This window comes from Ammoniphilus oxalaticus (assembly GCF_003609605.1).
GTDB lineage: Bacteria > Bacillota > Bacilli > Aneurinibacillales > RAOX-1 > Ammoniphilus > Ammoniphilus oxalaticus.
Genome location: NZ_MCHY01000007.1, coordinates 121857 through 137566 on the forward strand (window position 1 = coordinate 121857; position 15710 = coordinate 137566).

Sequence of the window (15710 nt, forward strand, 5' to 3'; positions counted from 1 at the left end):
TCATCTTACAAGCGCACAATAGGATAAATCTTAGCTACAGAATGAATGGAGGATTACATGATTAAAAAAGTGGGACTTCTCTTTTTGGTCATTCCTATTGTTGTATTTAATTTAACTATGACAGCTTTTTCAGAAGATATTCCTAGTCAGGACATTGAAAAGCCTTCGGTAAATGGCGATTCTGAAGTCGATGAGATTCGTAAAAAAATGAACTTTAAAACATTTACACCTCAACTTGAGTCTAAATGGCTATCCAATGTTAAGGTGGAAAGTCGAAACATTGATGAAATTCCGGATACTTTTATCCTCACCTATCAGGATCACCAGCAATCAGAACTGTTACACATCCGTCAAAGAGAAGCGCCTGAAAGTATGAGCTACATTCAAGATCAGGGGGAAATAGTTAATATAAGTGGAAACGATGGACGCTTGTTATCGGACGGAAAGTTCTACTGGTTGCAATGGATTCAAGACGGTACTTTATTGTACATGTACAGCGAACGATTGACAAAAGACGACATGTTAAATACCGCCCGTTCGATGCAGTAACGCGCATCTGAAGTCGGCCTCTTCATATAGAGGTCGATTTTTTTGATTCAACAACGTAATAAATCCGCTAAAATTCGACTTTAGCAATACTTATGAAATAAACATTGATCTGCCTAGTTGAAACAATGTTAATCGATCTTTATAACATTGTAAGGTAATTGCGAAAAATTCCTGAAATAAAATGGATTTAATCCGCTTACAATGCAGAATTTTCAAAAAACGGTTGACAGATGTTTCTGTGCGCTTTACATTGGATATAGACAACGAGTTCCTAAACATACTAAAAATTGTAAAAAGGAGGAAGATATTCTAGTTGGTTTTGGTTAAAGCGATTGAGCCAAATCGCCGTGGTGTTAGAGAACTTTAGGGATACGAATACAAAAATTGGGAGGGGTCAAATCATGTTAACACTTGATAAGAAAAATCTAAAAGCAGCGATTGGTAAGGATACAAAATTACATTATCTACCGGCTAATCCAGCAACCGTACACTGGGGATACTTCTCAAAAGATTTACCACCTGTTTTAGAAATCAACTCAGGCGACCTCGTTTACGCGGAAACGATTACGCACCATGCGGGTTATGCTCCTGATCTTTTGTTAGATGATGTGAGCAGAGAGATTTACGAATCAATTCCATATGAGGATAGAAATCCGGGTTCACACTTGTTAACAGGGCCTATTTACGTGAAAGACGCTAAACCAGGCGATACGTTACAAGTTGAAATTTTGAAATTAAAACCGAGAATGCCGTACGGTTCCAACGTACTAGCGCCGTGGGGATACTTATTTAAAGAATTTAATGAGGAAACGCGTGTCGTGATCTATGAACTAGATGAAGAAGAGCAATGGCTCACAGCAAAATTTGCTTACGATTACCCAGGGGCCTATACAGTGCGCGGGAAAATTATCGAGCCAGATACGGTTGAGCGTGTGCCTGCGTTAGAAAACATGCAAATTCCAGCCCGCCCACATATCGGTACACTCGGTGTTTGTCCAGCGGAAGAGGGCAAAATTAGCACGGTTCCTCCAGGTTTGCACGGCGGTAATGTGGACAACTGGCGGATTGCGGAAGGAACAACGATGTACTATCCGGTATTCAATGATGGCGCTCTATTATCGATCGGAGACTGTCACTTGGCGCAAGGGGATAGTGAAATCGGCGGAACTGCGGTAGAGGCTTCGATGGACTGCTTAATTCGCGTGACATTGCGCAAAGATTTCAGCGCGAAATCTCCTGTTTTGGAAACGGCTTCAACATGGGTGGCGCACGGGTTTGATGTAGATTTGAACGTGGCCATGCGTAATGCTTCTAACGAAATGCTAAACTTTGTTCAAAATTACTATGGTCTATCCCGTTTTGACGCGTATTCGTTCATGAGTGTTGCGGCTGACTTCGGGGTGACACAAGTGGTTGACCACAAGTTAGGGGTCCATGTTACGATCCCAAAACAAGCTTTAAAACCAACTAGAAGATCTTAGTTAACCAACTAACTCTGATGATATAAAGAACCCCTCCTGTTACGATCTCCGAAAGGAGGGGTTCTTACACATTACAAACTTGACACAATGGCGAGAGAGTCGTCTGCCTATTATTTTCAGAAAGTTATAAAGAGTGGGAATATTAAATGTGGGTAAGGGAAATGAGGAGGAGTTTATGGGTATTGATATGACGCAAGTCGGTCTTCCGGATTTGTCGATCCTCACATGGGGACTGGCTGCTCTCCCGGTTATTGTTGTACTGACGTTAATGATGGGTTTCAAAATGAGCGGCGCTCGCGCCGGTGTGATTGCTTGGTTGGTGGCGTTAGCGGTTGCGTACTTTACGTTTGGCGGTGGAATTGAAGTTGTTGCAAGTGGCACAGCGAAAGGGCTTTGGACGACCATCTTTGTCCTGTTTATCATTTGGTCTTCGATGTATATGTATAACATTGTTGACTTAACGGGCAGTTTCAAAGTGATTGCCGCCACGTTTACAAAATTAACAAACGGAAATAAAATGTTGCAATTGTTGATTTTGGGATGGGCCTTCCCCACGTTTGTTCAAGGAGTATGTGGATTCGGTGTTCCGGTTGCGGTTGCGACGCCGTTGTTGATTGGTCTTGGCTTTAGCCCGATTACAGCGGTGGTAACGACCTTGCTCGGACACTCCTGGGGAATCACGTTTGGTTCGCTTGGAGCATCTTACTCGGTTTTACTATCTTTAAGTCCGGTTGAAGCGGCTCCGATGGCGTTTTGGGGCTCGATCTTTATCGCTTTCGGCGGTGTGATTACAGGATTCTGTATTTTACACAACTATGGTAAAGGCGCGGCGCTTCGAGAAGGAACAGTAGCTGTTCTTTTCTTATCCATTGTAATGGGACTTGCGCTGATTGCCACTTGTTTCGTTTCACCAAACGTTGGTTGTTTTGTTGCGGGAGGCGTCGGGTTGATCGCGGGAAGCTTTGTCTTGCCGAAATTTAAAGCCTACCGTCCTGCAGCGGATGCTCCGCCATTGAAAGAGGACCCCGAAGTTGCGGGGAAGTCTTTTATAGACGCATTCTCGGCTTATATCATTTTGATTGTCGTCGTGTTTGCTGTTTACTTAATCGCCCCAGTCAAAACATTTTTGGATCAGTTTCAGTTGGGTCTCCCGTTTATGGAAACAGTTACCTCCTTTGGTTACGCTCAAGAGGCGGCGGCTAAATACTCCGCTCTTAAAATTTTAACAACACCAGGCACCTTGATCGTCGTCTCTTGTATTCTTGCTGCTGCATACTACAAATCAAAGGGTTTCCTACCGCAAGGGGCATTTAAAACAGCCTGGGAAAGAACATTGAATCAGTCTTTGGGAGCAACAGCTACGATCATTTCGATGACGATGATGGCCGTATTGATGACGGCAAGCGGGTTGACCACATATTTAGCTTACGGAATTGCCGTAGCAACGGGCTCGCTGTTTCCATTGTTATCTCCGTTCATTGGTATTTTGGGAGGATTCGTGACAAGCTCGGGGACGTCTTCCAACATCTTATTTACCGGATTGCAATATGAGGTGGCAACGATCTTGAGCATCTCAGCAACGATTATTTTAGCTGCTCAGACAACGGGCTCATCGCTTTCTAACTCGTTTTCTCCAGGTAATGCGGCCTTAGGAGCTGGTGTTTCTGGCTTGTCGGGTCAAGAAGGCGAAATATTAAAAGTAACGCTCGTCTATAACATTGTACAGGGCTTACTCGTTGGTATTCTCGCGTTTGCTCTGATCGGACTCGGAATGGGTCTCTAGGGCAGATGGCTTGCGCTTTCAATTGTTGCAGCATACAGTTGGAAGCGCAAGTTTTTTTGCATGAGAATTGATAGGTTAGGAAATTTCTTTTTATGAAAAGGGGGCTTAGAGGAGCCTCTTTTTGCGATGGTTGGGTCAAACAGTCACGGGTAAAATCGCCCTGCACCTTTTTTGCTCACTAGGATTTAACATAGATAAACAATATATCAGTAGAGATACACTTTTCCCTCGTGTCCAGTTGACGGTCCCTGATGCCGATTCAAAACTCAGGAAATCCTTTAATAAAGTCACGAAAAGCGCCACTATTCTCACGAACTCCCGCGCTAAACTCACGAAAATCTCACTTATTCTCATCTTCCGGTAATGATTACAAACAAGTTGCTAGTATGTTACAATGGGGTCCAAATAATCTAGAATCTGTGGTACCTGCAGTAAGGAGCTAGAATGATGTTTTTACGCGAAATTGAGTTATTAAAGGATAGAATTGAAGATGCTCATTCCTATCCCTTCACGATTCCAACCATCCAAACGTTAACTTCCATTGTGTTGGCGGAGCCTGTCTCGTTTTTCATCGGGGAAAATGGGACTGGAAAGTCGACTTTGCTTGAGGCGATCGCGTATCAATGCGAATTTAATACTGCTGGCGGCGGGGTCAATAATACCTATGAGGTTAATTCCACTGAATCTTCGCTAGGAAACTATCTCCGTCTTTCTTGGTTACCTAAGATAAAACAAGGTTTTTTCCTTAGGGCGGAAAGCTATTTTCAATTTGCTTCCCATCTAGATCAACTTGCGGAAGAAGACCCTACATTTCAATATCACGGTTACGGCGGAAAATCATTGCATGAACAGTCTCACGGAGAATCCTTTTTAAGTTTGTTTTTGAATCGATTTGGTTCACGAGGAATCTACCTATTAGATGAACCCGAAGCCGCGTTATCTCCTGCGAGACAACTCGCTTTCTTAAGATTAATTCATCAGCTTGTACAAACGAGGAAGGCGCAATTCATCATTGCCACCCATTCACCGATTCTACTTGGTTATCCGAACGCTCATATTTTTAGTTTCGACGAACAAGCGATTGAAAAGATTGAATACGAGGATACAGACCATTATCGGATTACAAAAGGTTTTCTAAATGGAAGGGAGCGGTACCTGCAGGAACTGTTTCGTGCCGATTATGATGAATAACCAAATAGACTAATTAGAATGGGGGTAATGCAAATTGATAAGAAGTATCTGGATAGTTAGCGCCGTCTTTTTATTGCTTGTAGGTTGTCAGGATCAGGGGCAAGGTCCAGGGGATCTCAATCCCATAAAACAAAGCGGCCCCCAAGCGGAAATCGACGGTGTTGAAATGAAGCTTGAATTAGATAAAGCGACGTATGCGGAAGATGAAATGGTTGTGGCTGTTGTGACGATAACGAATCATAATGACGAATCGCAGCCGATCACGTTGATCGTTGACGATGGCCTGGCATGGGAAAGTTATGCGCTTGCCCAGCACCAAGCAGAAAAATGGTTTGGGAATTTTCAAGCTGTAGATAAGATAGAGGGAAAGCAAGGGGGGGGTTCCGATAATACACGGGTGTATACGTTGGAACCGAACGAGATCCTTGAACAACATTTTGAGTGGGACCAGCGAGTGACCGACTTTGTGATTGATTATGAATCTGATTTAAGGCAACAACAGATCCCGGGTCCGACAGGAAAATATGACATTAAAGCTCTAGTCATGATTGGTGATGTTACCGCTATTCCAGGCGGTAACGTAGATGAGATGACACAACAATTCGACGCGCTGCCGCAGCTTGCGGTTCAGTCATCGGTTGAAATCTTGGGCGATCGAAAAGTGATGGGTTCAGAACAGGCTAAAGCGTTAGTGTTAGCTGATAAAAAAGCAGGCGAGTGGTACCGCGCTCATTCTTATGAAGAACTTGTCTGGAAAAGACGCGGTGACTGGTATCAGAAAGATGTAGACGGTAGCGATGTGAAAATTACGAAAGAGATGGCCGAACAACTAAAAGGTCTGGCGCCCCGTCTCGCAGGGGGGAAACGGACGGATGATACGTTGACATTGGAATACGGAGCGACACTTGGCGATGCGCCCCACAGTATGATTGTCGAAATCGATACCGTCAAAAATAACGTAGCCGCCGTCACTTTTAAAGAGTGATTGGGAAAGGCAGCCCGACGCAGGGATGCCTTTTTTTAGTTTATATTAAGCGGAATCGGACCATGTATCATCTTTAAATTTGGCGCAAAATTAGGTATGATAAGGCATTATGTTGGCTTATTTAGGGAGGGTAATAGGATGAGAAAGTGGATGATGTTTGTTATGGCGGGTGTGATTGCTTTGTCTGTAACAGGATGCCAGGAAAAAGGACCCAGCAATGAACCACAAGGGGAACGGCTAATGCTAGATAAGGAATACACGAATTCATTTGATAGCTATAAGCTAGATTTACCGCAGGACTGGGCTCGTGTGGAAATTTTGGAAGATGAAGAGGAGCGGACAACCGTTTTTATTTTTCCTTCAGAAGATCCAACAAAACAACAAGCGTTGATGACAATCATCGGTATGAGCGCTGCGGAATGGGATGCGATTAAAGCAGAAGGGAAGCCATCATTGACGCAGTTTAAAGAAATTAAGGAACATGAAGGCAGCTACTACATTCTCTTGACCCCATTGGATCAGGTATTAGAGGGCGAAGAATTAGAGCGATACGAACAAATGGTGAAGCAAGTCCCTGTCATCGTGGCCGGGATGCATTTTTAACGCGCGTGTATTCAAGATTGTGTTCAAAATAGACGCGAAATCCCTTTTGTACTTTATACAAAGTCAAAAAGACCTTATAATAGGAAGTGACGAAAGTAAATTTTGGAGGGGATTAAGCATATGTCGTTACGTCCGCATATAGAAGAAGCGATTCGCAACATGCCAACGGCTCAACCGGAAAAGCCGGAGGAAATGTTATTATCTCGTAAGGTGGAGCATGATGTGCTCACACCAGTAGAAGAGCGTCCAGCTGTTCATAAAATGGAAGATTTTACAGTTCCAGGACCGGCAGGGGATATTCCGATCCGCGTCTATTCCCCAGAAGGGGAAGGACCGTTTCCGATCCTTATGTTCTTCCATGGCGGCGGATTCGTCTTGCAAAGTATTGAAACGCATGATGAATTGTGCCGTTACTTAACATTAAATACAGGCTGTAAAGTCGTTTCGGTTCAATATCGTTTGGCTCCTGAAAATCCGTTTCCAGCAGCTCCCGAGGATTGTTACGCGGCCACAAAATGGGCAGCGGAAAACGCGGATAAAATCGATGGAGACGTATCCAATTTATTTGTTACAGGCGATAGCTCTGGCGGAAACTTAGCAGCGGTCGTTTGTTTAATGGCCAAAGACAGAGGTGGTCCGAAAATCGCCAAGCAAGTGTTGATCTATCCGATCACCGATTACCATACGAAAGACGAGACATCTCGCTATCCATCATATGAAGAAAATGCGCTTGGTTACGGTTTGTCCAACATTAAGATGAGTCATTACTGGGCTCTTTATGTGAAAGATCGCAAAGATGGCGAACATCCTTACGCGTCGCCGATTCGCGCGGAGGATTTAAGCGGCTTGCCGCCGGCGCTCGTGATTAGCATCGAAAAAGATGTGCTGCGGGACGAAGGCGAGGCCTACGGAAAGCGATTAGAAGAAGCAGGTGTTCCCGTTACGTTTGAAAGAGTGCAGGGTACGATTCATGGCTTCCTAAAAGCGTTCCCGAAAGCGGAGGAAAGTGTAGAAACGTTTGAATTGATTAATGCTTATTTAAAAGAATAGGTTTTGATTCCTTGCGGGGCTGTCGATGAAGACAGTCCCGTTTTTAATATCTTTGTTCCTTATGTAAACCAAGGAATTTTTACTATAATAAATTAAATTTTAATCATACATATCGAGCCTGATTTCATTGTAATTGAAATCAGGCTCATTATTTAGTTGCGATCTATTTCGTTGGGACAATAGGTCTCATTTTACGCAGTGGCTCCTCTCTTTCGCGCTTATGTGCTTATATTAAAAATAAGGTTATGTTATAATTTGATTTACTTTCATAGAAAGGAGGAAAGCTAGGTGGATCAATTTTCAGTATTGCTCACGTTTGGCGTCGGCGCTCTTGCTTTTTGCGCCCCTTGAGTGCTTTCCATGATGCCCGCTTTGTTCGGTTATTTAAGCGGGGAAGCAGCCAGTTCGGTTGCGGATGGAAAAACATTGCGACAAAGATTTTGGAAAAATGCTTTATTTTTTATCCTGGGCTTTATCGTCGTGATGATGACACTCGGGGCGATCGCTTCCTTTATTGGCGAATCCGTGCGATCGATTGTGCAGTGGGTACAGGTTGTAGCTGGATTCATCTTGATCTTATTAGGGTTTTACCAGATGAAGATCTTGCGATTTAAGCTTCCAAACCAACTAGTTAAGCTTGAAACAGCGGCAACGGGTTCAGTGGGCTCGGTTAAACCTGGGTACGTTCGTTCTTTTGTAGCGGGCATGGTAATCGCGCCTGGGTGGGGTCCGATCTTTTTAGGAACCGTTTTACTCGTGATTACGGTCAACGGTAATTTTCTAAGCAATTTGGCCCTCATGTTTGCTTATTGTTTAGGTTTCGCCCTTATGTTTTTGCTCTCATTCCTGTTTTTTGAGCCGCTGCGACTTTTGACTCAAAAATTGGGCGACAAAATGAGACGGGTTGAACAAGCAGGCGGAGCCTTGATGATGTCGATTGGTGTCCTCATGGTCGTTGGTAAGTTGAATTGGATTACCGATTTAGGAAAATGGAAAATTAGCGTGGCCATTAAAGGATTGCTTGGAATGAACTAAGCGAGGTGAAGTATCTTGTATCAAGTGGCTAGGGTGTATGACGCCGGTCCAACAGGATGCGGTGAATTGATCATGAATTTGTTTATGACGATGAAAAAGATGGAGTCGCAACAGATCATTGAAGTGATCTCATATGATCTGGGCGCGCGAGAAGATATCCCCGCCTGGTGCCGACTACAAGGTCATACGTTATTAGACCGTAAAGACGAAGGCGGCATCCATCACTATTATATTCAAAAAAAATAAAACATAACTGGAGGAAAAGAAGATGTCAAAATTAGCAGTGAGTATTACAAGCGCAAAAAATGATTCGGATAAAGCGACAGTAGGTTTTGTTGTCGCCAACGCCGCGGTCGCGTCTGGTCAGGAAACGGTTGTATTTCTTAATGTGGAAGGATCGTATTTAGCGTCGAAAGGGTATGCTGATGAAATCCATGAAGAAGGTTTTGCGCCATTGAAACAATTAATGGATCAATTTATAGAAGCTGGCGGGACAGTTTGGGTGTGCAGCCCTTGCTACAATAAGCGTGATTTAACCGAGGAGCAACTAATTGCTGGGGCGACGATTGTCGGCGGAGCAAGGTTAGTGGAATTTTTATCGCAAGGCGCCGCTTGTATTACATACTAGGAGGCATAAAAAACAATGGACTTTCCAAACCCACAGGCGATCTGTGATGGCGGAGACCTGGACTGCGGTTCAGGTCTTCTGCTCATCATTAAAAATAGTATCGATCCATTGCAAGTTGGAAACGTGTTAGAAGTGCGAAGTAGAGATAAAACGGTTGCGGATGATTTGCCGATCTGGTGTCGGATGGTCAAGCATGATTTTATCGGCGCGCGACCGAATGAACTGGATGTGAGCTATTTCATTCGTAAAGGTGGGGAGGAGGACGATTTACAACAAGATTTAGAAGCGGCCCGAGGCTATCAGTGGGCGGTTCGTGTTCGCGGTGAGGCGGGCGCGACAGCGCAAATTTATAGCCGCAATCATTCGTTTCGATCGGGTCAACCCGCTGATTTCAGCGCGCAAGTCGATCAACCCAGCAGCGTTGATTATTTATTGGCTGCGCTCGGCTCTTGTTTGACGGTCGGGTTTCAACTTAACTGTTCCCGCCAAAACCTAATCATAGATGCGGTCGAATGCAGTTTGCGCGGAAGACTAGACAATGTGCTCTATCATTTGCAACTGGAAGATACGGGCACACCTGCCTTTTCTAAGATAACCGGAACGTTTTATGTCAGTTCGCCTGAAGAGGAAGACAAATTAGAAGAAGTTTGGCAACGCGTAATTGAACGTTCGCCGATCTACCAAACATTATGTAAACAGGTAGAGTTGAAAATTAATTTATCGGTTGTATTTTAATGAATGATAGGGAGGATGATGTTGATGTCATTGCCATTATTTCCAACCACAGTCGTCGGAAGTTGGCCACGGACGAGAGAAGTGCTTGTTGGCCTAAGAGAAAAAAGAGCGGGGCGGATAACGGACGAAGAGTTTCAAAAAATCGCTGACCAAGCGACGCTTGATTGTTTGCGAGCTCAAGAGGAAGTTGGTTTAGATATTGTGTCCGATGGGGAGCAACGGCGCGATAATTTTATCTCTTTTGTCGCGGAAAAACTAGACAACGTGAAGATGTTAACCGTTTCCGAATTACTCGACTATGTTGAAGATAAAGCCGGCTTCGAAGAGATTCTTGGGGCGTTAGATGTGCCCGCATATTCGCTTTCCAACCCAGCCGCCGTCGGTAAAATTAAAAGAAAAACGTCACTTGCGCTGGATGAATATGAATTTTTGCGCCAACACACTGACCGTCCTATTAAAATCGCTTTACCAGGTCCGTACCTTTTAACGCGGTCAATGTGGGTGGAAGGGTTATCTGCGGCGACGTATCCTACGAAAGAGTCATTAGCGGAAGATGTCGTTCGGATTTTACGAGAAGAGCTAGAGGATTTGATTAAGGCAGGCGTCTTCTTTATTCAACTAGATGAACCAGTCTTGACTGAACTTGTTTTTACACAGAAGAACGCGAATCGGACATTTATGTGCGGCGCTCTGACAGCGAAAGCGGACAAAGAGGAGGAGCTTCGTTTTGCGACAGATCTGATTAATCAAGTAGTCGATGATATGCGTGGACGAGGAACGCTAATTGGCGTTCATATTTGTCGCGGCAACTGGAGCACTCAGGAGGACGTTCTTTTACGCGGGCCTTATTCGCCGCTGATTCCATACTTGGAGCAAATGGATGTTGACCAATTCATTCTTGAATATGCGACGCCGCGCGCGGGGGAACTTGATGTGATCAAGAGCCTCGAAGGGAAGCAGCTAGGTCTAGGTATTGTCAATCCTCGAACAGAGGAGATTGAGTCTATTGAACAACTCGTAGAGCGGGGAAGAGAGGCGGCTAATTTTTTAGCGCCTGAGCATATTTTTCTCAATCCTGACTGCGGTTTTGGGACATTTGCCCAGCGACCGATGAACTCAATCGAGAACGCTAAACAGAAACTAAAGGTGATGGTTGAGGCCGCCAAACGATTGAGACAACAAATAGATTGAGGCAACCTTCTATTCGATGCTATCATATGGTTAAATCATATGAAAAAGAGTGATACGATAATGAAAGTCATTTTTTTAGATTTTGATGGAGTAATGATTACAGGGAATGTCATCGGTCAAGGGAAATTTGATTCCGAATGTGTGCGCAATCTTCAAGAAATCTTGAAGCAAACGAACGCTAAAATCGTTGTTAGTTCGACGTATCGACAGATGGGTTTGACAATGTTACGCGATCTATTTACGAGAAATGGAATTCCGTCAGATGTTTTGATCGGCGTTACTCCAATTACGCGCGGTCCACGCGGCGAGGAAATTCAACAGTATTTGGAAGAGGCGGAGCTTGATCCAGCGACACAGATCGAAAAGTTTGTGATCATTGATGATTACGATAACATGGGGAAGGTTCGCCCTTATTTAGTGCAGACGAATCGAGACACAGGGTTAGACGAAACTGCTCGCGATCGAGCGATTGAAATGTTGTCCTCTTAATTATTTCGGTCAAAAAAATTAAATAGACATGAACTAGGTTAAGCGTACAATCAAAAGGCATGCTTGCGGCATCTTCTATAAGTAGAAGGGAGGTGCCGCATATGCATTGTCAACATTGCAGACGCCGTCGCCACCGCAGCGTTTATAAAAACATTAGCTGTGTCATAAGAGACGGAAATCGTTACTTTGCAATCCTTGTCGACGATAAATTGTTTCGTAGAGATGAAGTTGTTATTAAGCGAATTTCAAAAGAGCGATACGAAGCGTACCGACACCGTGGGGTTCCGCGCTGTCGAATCGTTTAATCTCTGGCAAGTAAAGAGCCACCGTTTGATTGCGCGGTGGCTTCTTTAGTGTGACTAAACTTGACAAGAATCGGCTCTTCTACCATACTATTTTAAGATATGGATAATTTTTCTCAGAAAATGAAGTGGGGAGTGACAAAATATGAGTAAGACCTATACTAAAATTTTGGTGGCTGTAGATGAATCTGATGCCTCAGAAGTTGCGTTTAATCGAGCGATTCGTCTTGCCAGGGAAAATGAAGCGAAATTAATCATTTGTCATGTGATAGATGATCGTCCATTTGGAAAGGTCGATGCAACTTATCAAAAACAACTTTATGAACAGTTGGAACAAGACGCGCAAGACTTATTAGATGGTTTTGAGACGAAAGCCAAAGGAAGCAGTTTAACAAATGTTGAAACATTTGTCGCGTTTGGATCAGCTAAAGCTAAAATCGTCAATGAAATTATTCCGGAGCGTAAAGTTGATTTAGTTGTCTGCGGCGCAACGGGATTCAGTGGCTTACCGCGATATATCATCGGGAGTGTGGCTGAACATATTGTTCGCTATGCAAAATGCGACGTGCTTGTTGCTCGTTCCGACGACAACATCTAGCGCCTATATAACAATGGTAAAAAAGACGTCACGTTAGGTAGTAGACGTCTTTTTATTTGATAAATTGTGGGGTCATGCGGTTCAAATAGGATGCCATCTCTAAACCGCTTTGTAGCGAACCGGGTCGACCGATATGTTGTTCTAATAAGGAATCGTAGATAATAAATGTATTCGATTGTTTCAAATCAGGCATAATAACAAATCGGTTTCGTGGTTGTGTTTTCGTCACGTGATCACTCCTCTAAATGAAAGTGTGTTATACAGTCAAGTTTAAGCAGGGAGAATGAAAATTATTCCTTTATTTTCCTTTGTTTGCGCTATAATCAAATGTAATCAAATAGATAAAGGATGGTAATTGATATGAATTGGAAAGAATTAACGGATCTTGAACAATGGAACGAAGCGTTGGGAGCATCGAATCAACAACCTCTGTTTGTGTTTAAACATAGCACAACATGTCCAATTAGCTCAGAGGCTCTGCAACAATTTGAAAAATACTTAAAGGAAGAGCCCCGATCCGATGTTAACTACGTTTTTGTGAAAGTAATTGAGACAAGGCCCGTTTCAAATCGGATCACGGATGATACCCAGGTAAAACACGAGTCACCGCAAGCAATTCTGATCGAAAACAAGCAAGCGGTATGGCATGCGTCACATTGGAAAATTACGAGCAAGGCGATTCATGAAGCGATGCAAACGGATGAATCTTAAGGGTCAAAAGATGAGGCCGCTTCAAACTTCTATAGCGAACAATTAAAGATCCCGATTGAACAATGGCGCCCGAAAAGACAAAGAAGAAGGGGACGAAAGAAATTCAAACGACCGAGCTGGTCGTTTTTTGTTTTGATTTTATATGATTAAAATAGGGTTACAAAATGCAAGTTTTGTTACGTTATATATAAGAAAGAAGGCATCGAATGCAGATACCTTCCTTTTATCATATTATCATATCATGTGTCTTTGACGCGAAGCAATCGCAAGCCATTTAACGTGACGAGAATCGTCGCTCCCATATCTGAGAAAATGGCTAACCACAACGTTAACCAACCAGGAATGACAAGTAACAACGCAATTAATTTAATCCCGATTGCGAATGAAATATTTTGTTTTATGATGCTCATTGTCTTGCGGCTCAAACCTACTGCAAACGGCAATTTCTGAATATCATCCGCCATCAGCGCAATATCGGCTGTTTCGAGAGCTGTATCGGCGCCGATGCCGCCCATCGCGATTCCAACCGTGGACGCGGCTAAAGCTGGCGCATCATTGACGCCATCTCCAACCATCGCGACCCGCTTACCGTCATCGCGTAGTTTCTTAATAAACGCAAGTTTGTCTTGCGGTAACAATTCCGCTTTTGTTTCCTGAATCCCTACGGAATTGGCGATTGTTTTCGCTGCGGCCTGATTGTCTCCTGTTAGCATTAAAGTCTGTTTTATGCCTAAATGATGCAATCGTTTAATTACGCCTGCAGCGCCCGAACGGATTTGATCGCCGACAGCAATCAGCAATTGAAGACGTTTGTCTGTTCCCAACAACATCACAGTGTAACCTTGCTCTTGCAGATATTTCACTTGTTGCTTTATATCATCCGTTAATTCAACTTCTAATTCTCCGAAAAGTTTTGGGCTGCCTAAATAATACCATTCATTATTTATTTTTCCTTTGATTCCTCTCCCTGTTAAAGAGGTAAACTGGTCAACCTGCAGCTCGCTATAATCGACGCTCTCCTCTTCCGCCCTTTTTATAATGGAAGCGGCAAGTGGATGCGCCGATCCTTTTTCCAAAGCAGCTGCGATTTTAAGCGCTTCGGCTTGATCCACATCGTATGCGATCAATTCTGCCACTTGAGGAACGCCATACGTTAACGTACCCGTTTTATCAAATGCAATCGCTGAAATTCGTCCGAGCTCTTCCAAATGAACGCCGCCTTTAATCAATATTCCATTGCGGGCGGCATTGCCAACTGCAGTTACGATTGAAACGGGTGTAGAAATAATTAAGGCGCACGGACAACCGACGACTAACACGGCTAGCCCCTCATAAATCCACTTATTCCAATCCGCTCCAAAAAGAAGCGGCGGAACGATGATAACACAAAGAGACAAGAGCATAATCAAAGGTGTATAATATTTCGCAAAACGATCGACGAATGCTTGCGTTGGGGCCCGTTCCGCTTGCGCTTCCTCAACCAAATGAATAATTTTCGCAAGCGTCGTATCCTCCGAGCGTTTGGTTACGGTTACTTCAAGCAGCCCTTCTTCATTTAACGTGCCCGCATAAACAGAATCACCAAGCCCTTTTTCAACGGGGATCGGCTCACCTGTAATTGGCGCTTGGTTAACTGTCGAGAATCCTTTCTGAACAATGCCATCCATCGCTATTTTTTGGCCTGGTTTAACGATCATTTGGTCACCGATCACGATTTCTTCTACTGAAATAAGCAGTTCTTTGTCACCGCGTCTTACCCATGTTTCTTTTGGCGCAATATCGATGAGCGATCGAATGGATTGGCGGGCGCGATCCATGGAGTATCTTTCAAGGGCTTCGCTGATCGCAAACAACAACACAACTGTTGCCGCTTCCCCCCACTCCCCGATGATTCCCGCTCCGATTACAGCGACAGTCATTAAGGTTCGCATATCAAAATCAAAACGGACCAATTGTTGTAAGCCAGCCCTAAACAAGCGATGCCCGCCAATGATCATGGAACTGGCATAAAACAGGACCGGAACTACTGCGTGCGTTGAACCATACTTACCGATGAACCAGCCGAGTATGAGCAGGAGTGTGGAGATAAGGACAGGGATATTTTGTTTCTTTTTCCACTGTGGACCGCGCTTAGCTTCTAGCTGCTGGCCCTCGGGTATCACGGTTATGTTTTCGAAAGCTCCCGCTTGTTCTAACTGCTCAACTGTCGCTACTCCATATAAGGTCAATTTGGCCGCTCCAAAATTAACGATGGCGTCCTGTACCGTCGTGATCGCCTTAACATTCTTCTCGAACCGAGAAGCGCATCCTGCTCATGTAAAGCCATGAATCCGATAGACGGATTTTTGTAAACTTCGCGCTTGACTCATTACCTTCACT

General features: G+C 44.0%; 18 protein-coding genes. 16 read left to right on the forward strand and 2 right to left on the reverse strand.

The window, feature by feature from the left end; genetic code table 11:
• The first annotated feature begins 57 nt into the window (after positions 1-57).
• From BEP19_RS05525 to BEP19_RS05595, 15 genes are all read left to right on the forward strand, one after another.
• Positions 58-549, forward strand: a complete 492-nt coding sequence (locus BEP19_RS05525; RefSeq protein ID WP_170145277.1) for a DUF4367 domain-containing protein — start codon at positions 58-60, stop codon at positions 547-549.
• A gap of 401 nt (positions 550-950) precedes the next feature.
• Positions 951-2030 (forward strand): acetamidase/formamidase family protein, encoded by a 1080-nt coding sequence (locus BEP19_RS05530; protein ID WP_120188975.1) that lies wholly within the window; start codon positions 951-953, stop codon positions 2028-2030.
• A gap of 175 nt (positions 2031-2205) precedes the next feature.
• Positions 2206-3813 (forward strand): L-lactate permease, encoded by a 1608-nt coding sequence (locus BEP19_RS05535; protein WP_120188850.1) that lies wholly within the window; start codon positions 2206-2208, stop codon positions 3811-3813.
• A gap of 447 nt (positions 3814-4260) precedes the next feature.
• Positions 4261-5004: an AAA family ATPase gene (locus BEP19_RS05545; RefSeq protein WP_120188852.1), complete on the forward strand. Its 744-nt coding sequence runs from the start codon at positions 4261-4263 to the stop codon at positions 5002-5004.
• Positions 5005-5038: 34 nt separating this feature from the next.
• A complete protein-coding gene (locus BEP19_RS05550; protein WP_120188853.1) occupies positions 5039-5989 on the forward strand; it encodes a hypothetical protein in 951 nt (316 codons plus the stop codon).
• 138 nt (positions 5990-6127) lie between these two features.
• A complete protein-coding gene (locus BEP19_RS05555) occupies positions 6128-6592 on the forward strand; it encodes a hypothetical protein (RefSeq protein WP_120188854.1) in 465 nt (154 codons plus the stop codon).
• A 120-nt stretch (positions 6593-6712) separates the two neighbouring features.
• A complete protein-coding gene (locus BEP19_RS05560) occupies positions 6713-7642 on the forward strand; it encodes an alpha/beta hydrolase (protein WP_120188855.1) in 930 nt (309 codons plus the stop codon).
• A gap of 360 nt (positions 7643-8002) precedes the next feature.
• Positions 8003-8677, forward strand: a complete 675-nt coding sequence (locus BEP19_RS05565) for a cytochrome c biogenesis CcdA family protein (protein ID WP_120188856.1) — start codon at positions 8003-8005, stop codon at positions 8675-8677.
• A gap of 24 nt (positions 8678-8701) precedes the next feature.
• The gene (locus BEP19_RS05570; protein ID WP_245983397.1) at positions 8702-8923 is read left to right on the forward strand and encodes a sulfurtransferase TusA family protein; all 222 of its coding nucleotides are present in this window, start codon (positions 8702-8704) and stop codon (positions 8921-8923) included.
• A gap of 22 nt (positions 8924-8945) precedes the next feature.
• Positions 8946-9305, forward strand: a complete 360-nt coding sequence (locus BEP19_RS05575; protein WP_120188857.1) for a DsrE family protein — start codon at positions 8946-8948, stop codon at positions 9303-9305.
• A 15-nt stretch (positions 9306-9320) separates the two neighbouring features.
• Positions 9321-10040 (forward strand): sulfurtransferase TusA family protein, encoded by a 720-nt coding sequence (locus tag BEP19_RS05580; protein WP_120188858.1) that lies wholly within the window; start codon positions 9321-9323, stop codon positions 10038-10040.
• A 24-nt stretch (positions 10041-10064) separates the two neighbouring features.
• The gene (locus tag BEP19_RS05585) at positions 10065-11231 is read left to right on the forward strand and encodes a cobalamin-independent methionine synthase II family protein (protein WP_120188859.1); all 1167 of its coding nucleotides are present in this window, start codon (positions 10065-10067) and stop codon (positions 11229-11231) included.
• 60 nt (positions 11232-11291) lie between these two features.
• The gene (locus BEP19_RS05590) at positions 11292-11720 is read left to right on the forward strand and encodes an HAD domain-containing protein (protein ID WP_120188860.1); all 429 of its coding nucleotides are present in this window, start codon (positions 11292-11294) and stop codon (positions 11718-11720) included.
• Positions 11721-11821: 101 nt separating this feature from the next.
• The gene (locus BEP19_RS17375) at positions 11822-12025 is read left to right on the forward strand and encodes a hypothetical protein (protein ID WP_147393773.1); all 204 of its coding nucleotides are present in this window, start codon (positions 11822-11824) and stop codon (positions 12023-12025) included.
• Positions 12026-12167: 142 nt separating this feature from the next.
• The gene (locus tag BEP19_RS05595) at positions 12168-12620 is read left to right on the forward strand and encodes a universal stress protein (RefSeq protein ID WP_120188861.1); all 453 of its coding nucleotides are present in this window, start codon (positions 12168-12170) and stop codon (positions 12618-12620) included.
• 52 nt (positions 12621-12672) lie between these two features.
• On the opposite strand, the gene BEP19_RS17575 is transcribed toward BEP19_RS05595, so the two are convergent.
• On the reverse strand, positions 12673-12849 hold the full coding sequence (locus tag BEP19_RS17575) for a hypothetical protein (protein WP_170145278.1): 177 nt from the start codon (positions 12847-12849) through the stop codon (positions 12673-12675).
• 131 nt (positions 12850-12980) lie between these two features.
• On the opposite strand from BEP19_RS17575, the gene ytxJ reads away from it, so the two are divergent.
• Positions 12981-13331, forward strand: a complete 351-nt coding sequence (gene ytxJ, locus BEP19_RS05600; RefSeq protein ID WP_120188862.1) for a bacillithiol system redox-active protein YtxJ — start codon at positions 12981-12983, stop codon at positions 13329-13331.
• A gap of 239 nt (positions 13332-13570) precedes the next feature.
• Here ytxJ and BEP19_RS05605 read toward each other — a convergent pair whose 3' ends face one another.
• On the reverse strand, positions 13571-15700 hold the full coding sequence (locus tag BEP19_RS05605) for a heavy metal translocating P-type ATPase (protein WP_120188863.1): 2130 nt from the start codon (positions 15698-15700) through the stop codon (positions 13571-13573).
• Between the last annotated feature and the right edge of the window lie 10 nt (positions 15701-15710).

What these genes read in the sequence shown, in the direction of transcription:
- BEP19_RS05595 (WP_120188861.1), top strand. Translation starts at nt 12,168, where the DNA reads ATGAGTAAGACCTATACTAAAATTTTGGTGGCTGTAGATGAATCTGAT.
- BEP19_RS17375 (WP_147393773.1), top strand. Translation starts at nt 11,822, where the DNA reads ATGCATTGTCAACATTGCAGACGCCGTCGCCACCGCAGCGTTTATAAA.
- BEP19_RS05535 (WP_120188850.1), top strand. Translation starts at nt 2,206, where the DNA reads ATGGGTATTGATATGACGCAAGTCGGTCTTCCGGATTTGTCGATCCTC.
- BEP19_RS05525 (WP_170145277.1), top strand. Translation starts at nt 58, where the DNA reads ATGATTAAAAAAGTGGGACTTCTCTTTTTGGTCATTCCTATTGTTGTA.
- BEP19_RS05575 (WP_120188857.1), top strand. Translation starts at nt 8,946, where the DNA reads ATGTCAAAATTAGCAGTGAGTATTACAAGCGCAAAAAATGATTCGGAT.
- BEP19_RS05555 (WP_120188854.1), top strand. Translation starts at nt 6,128, where the DNA reads ATGAGAAAGTGGATGATGTTTGTTATGGCGGGTGTGATTGCTTTGTCT.
- BEP19_RS05560 (WP_120188855.1), top strand. Translation starts at nt 6,713, where the DNA reads ATGTCGTTACGTCCGCATATAGAAGAAGCGATTCGCAACATGCCAACG.
- BEP19_RS05580 (WP_120188858.1), top strand. Translation starts at nt 9,321, where the DNA reads ATGGACTTTCCAAACCCACAGGCGATCTGTGATGGCGGAGACCTGGAC.
- BEP19_RS05590 (WP_120188860.1), top strand. Translation starts at nt 11,292, where the DNA reads ATGAAAGTCATTTTTTTAGATTTTGATGGAGTAATGATTACAGGGAAT.
- BEP19_RS05585 (WP_120188859.1), top strand. Translation starts at nt 10,065, where the DNA reads ATGTCATTGCCATTATTTCCAACCACAGTCGTCGGAAGTTGGCCACGG.
- BEP19_RS05545 (WP_120188852.1), top strand. Translation starts at nt 4,261, where the DNA reads ATGTTTTTACGCGAAATTGAGTTATTAAAGGATAGAATTGAAGATGCT.
- BEP19_RS05530 (WP_120188975.1), top strand. Translation starts at nt 951, where the DNA reads ATGTTAACACTTGATAAGAAAAATCTAAAAGCAGCGATTGGTAAGGAT.
- BEP19_RS05565 (WP_120188856.1), top strand. Translation starts at nt 8,003, where the DNA reads ATGATGCCCGCTTTGTTCGGTTATTTAAGCGGGGAAGCAGCCAGTTCG.
- ytxJ (WP_120188862.1), top strand. Translation starts at nt 12,981, where the DNA reads ATGAATTGGAAAGAATTAACGGATCTTGAACAATGGAACGAAGCGTTG.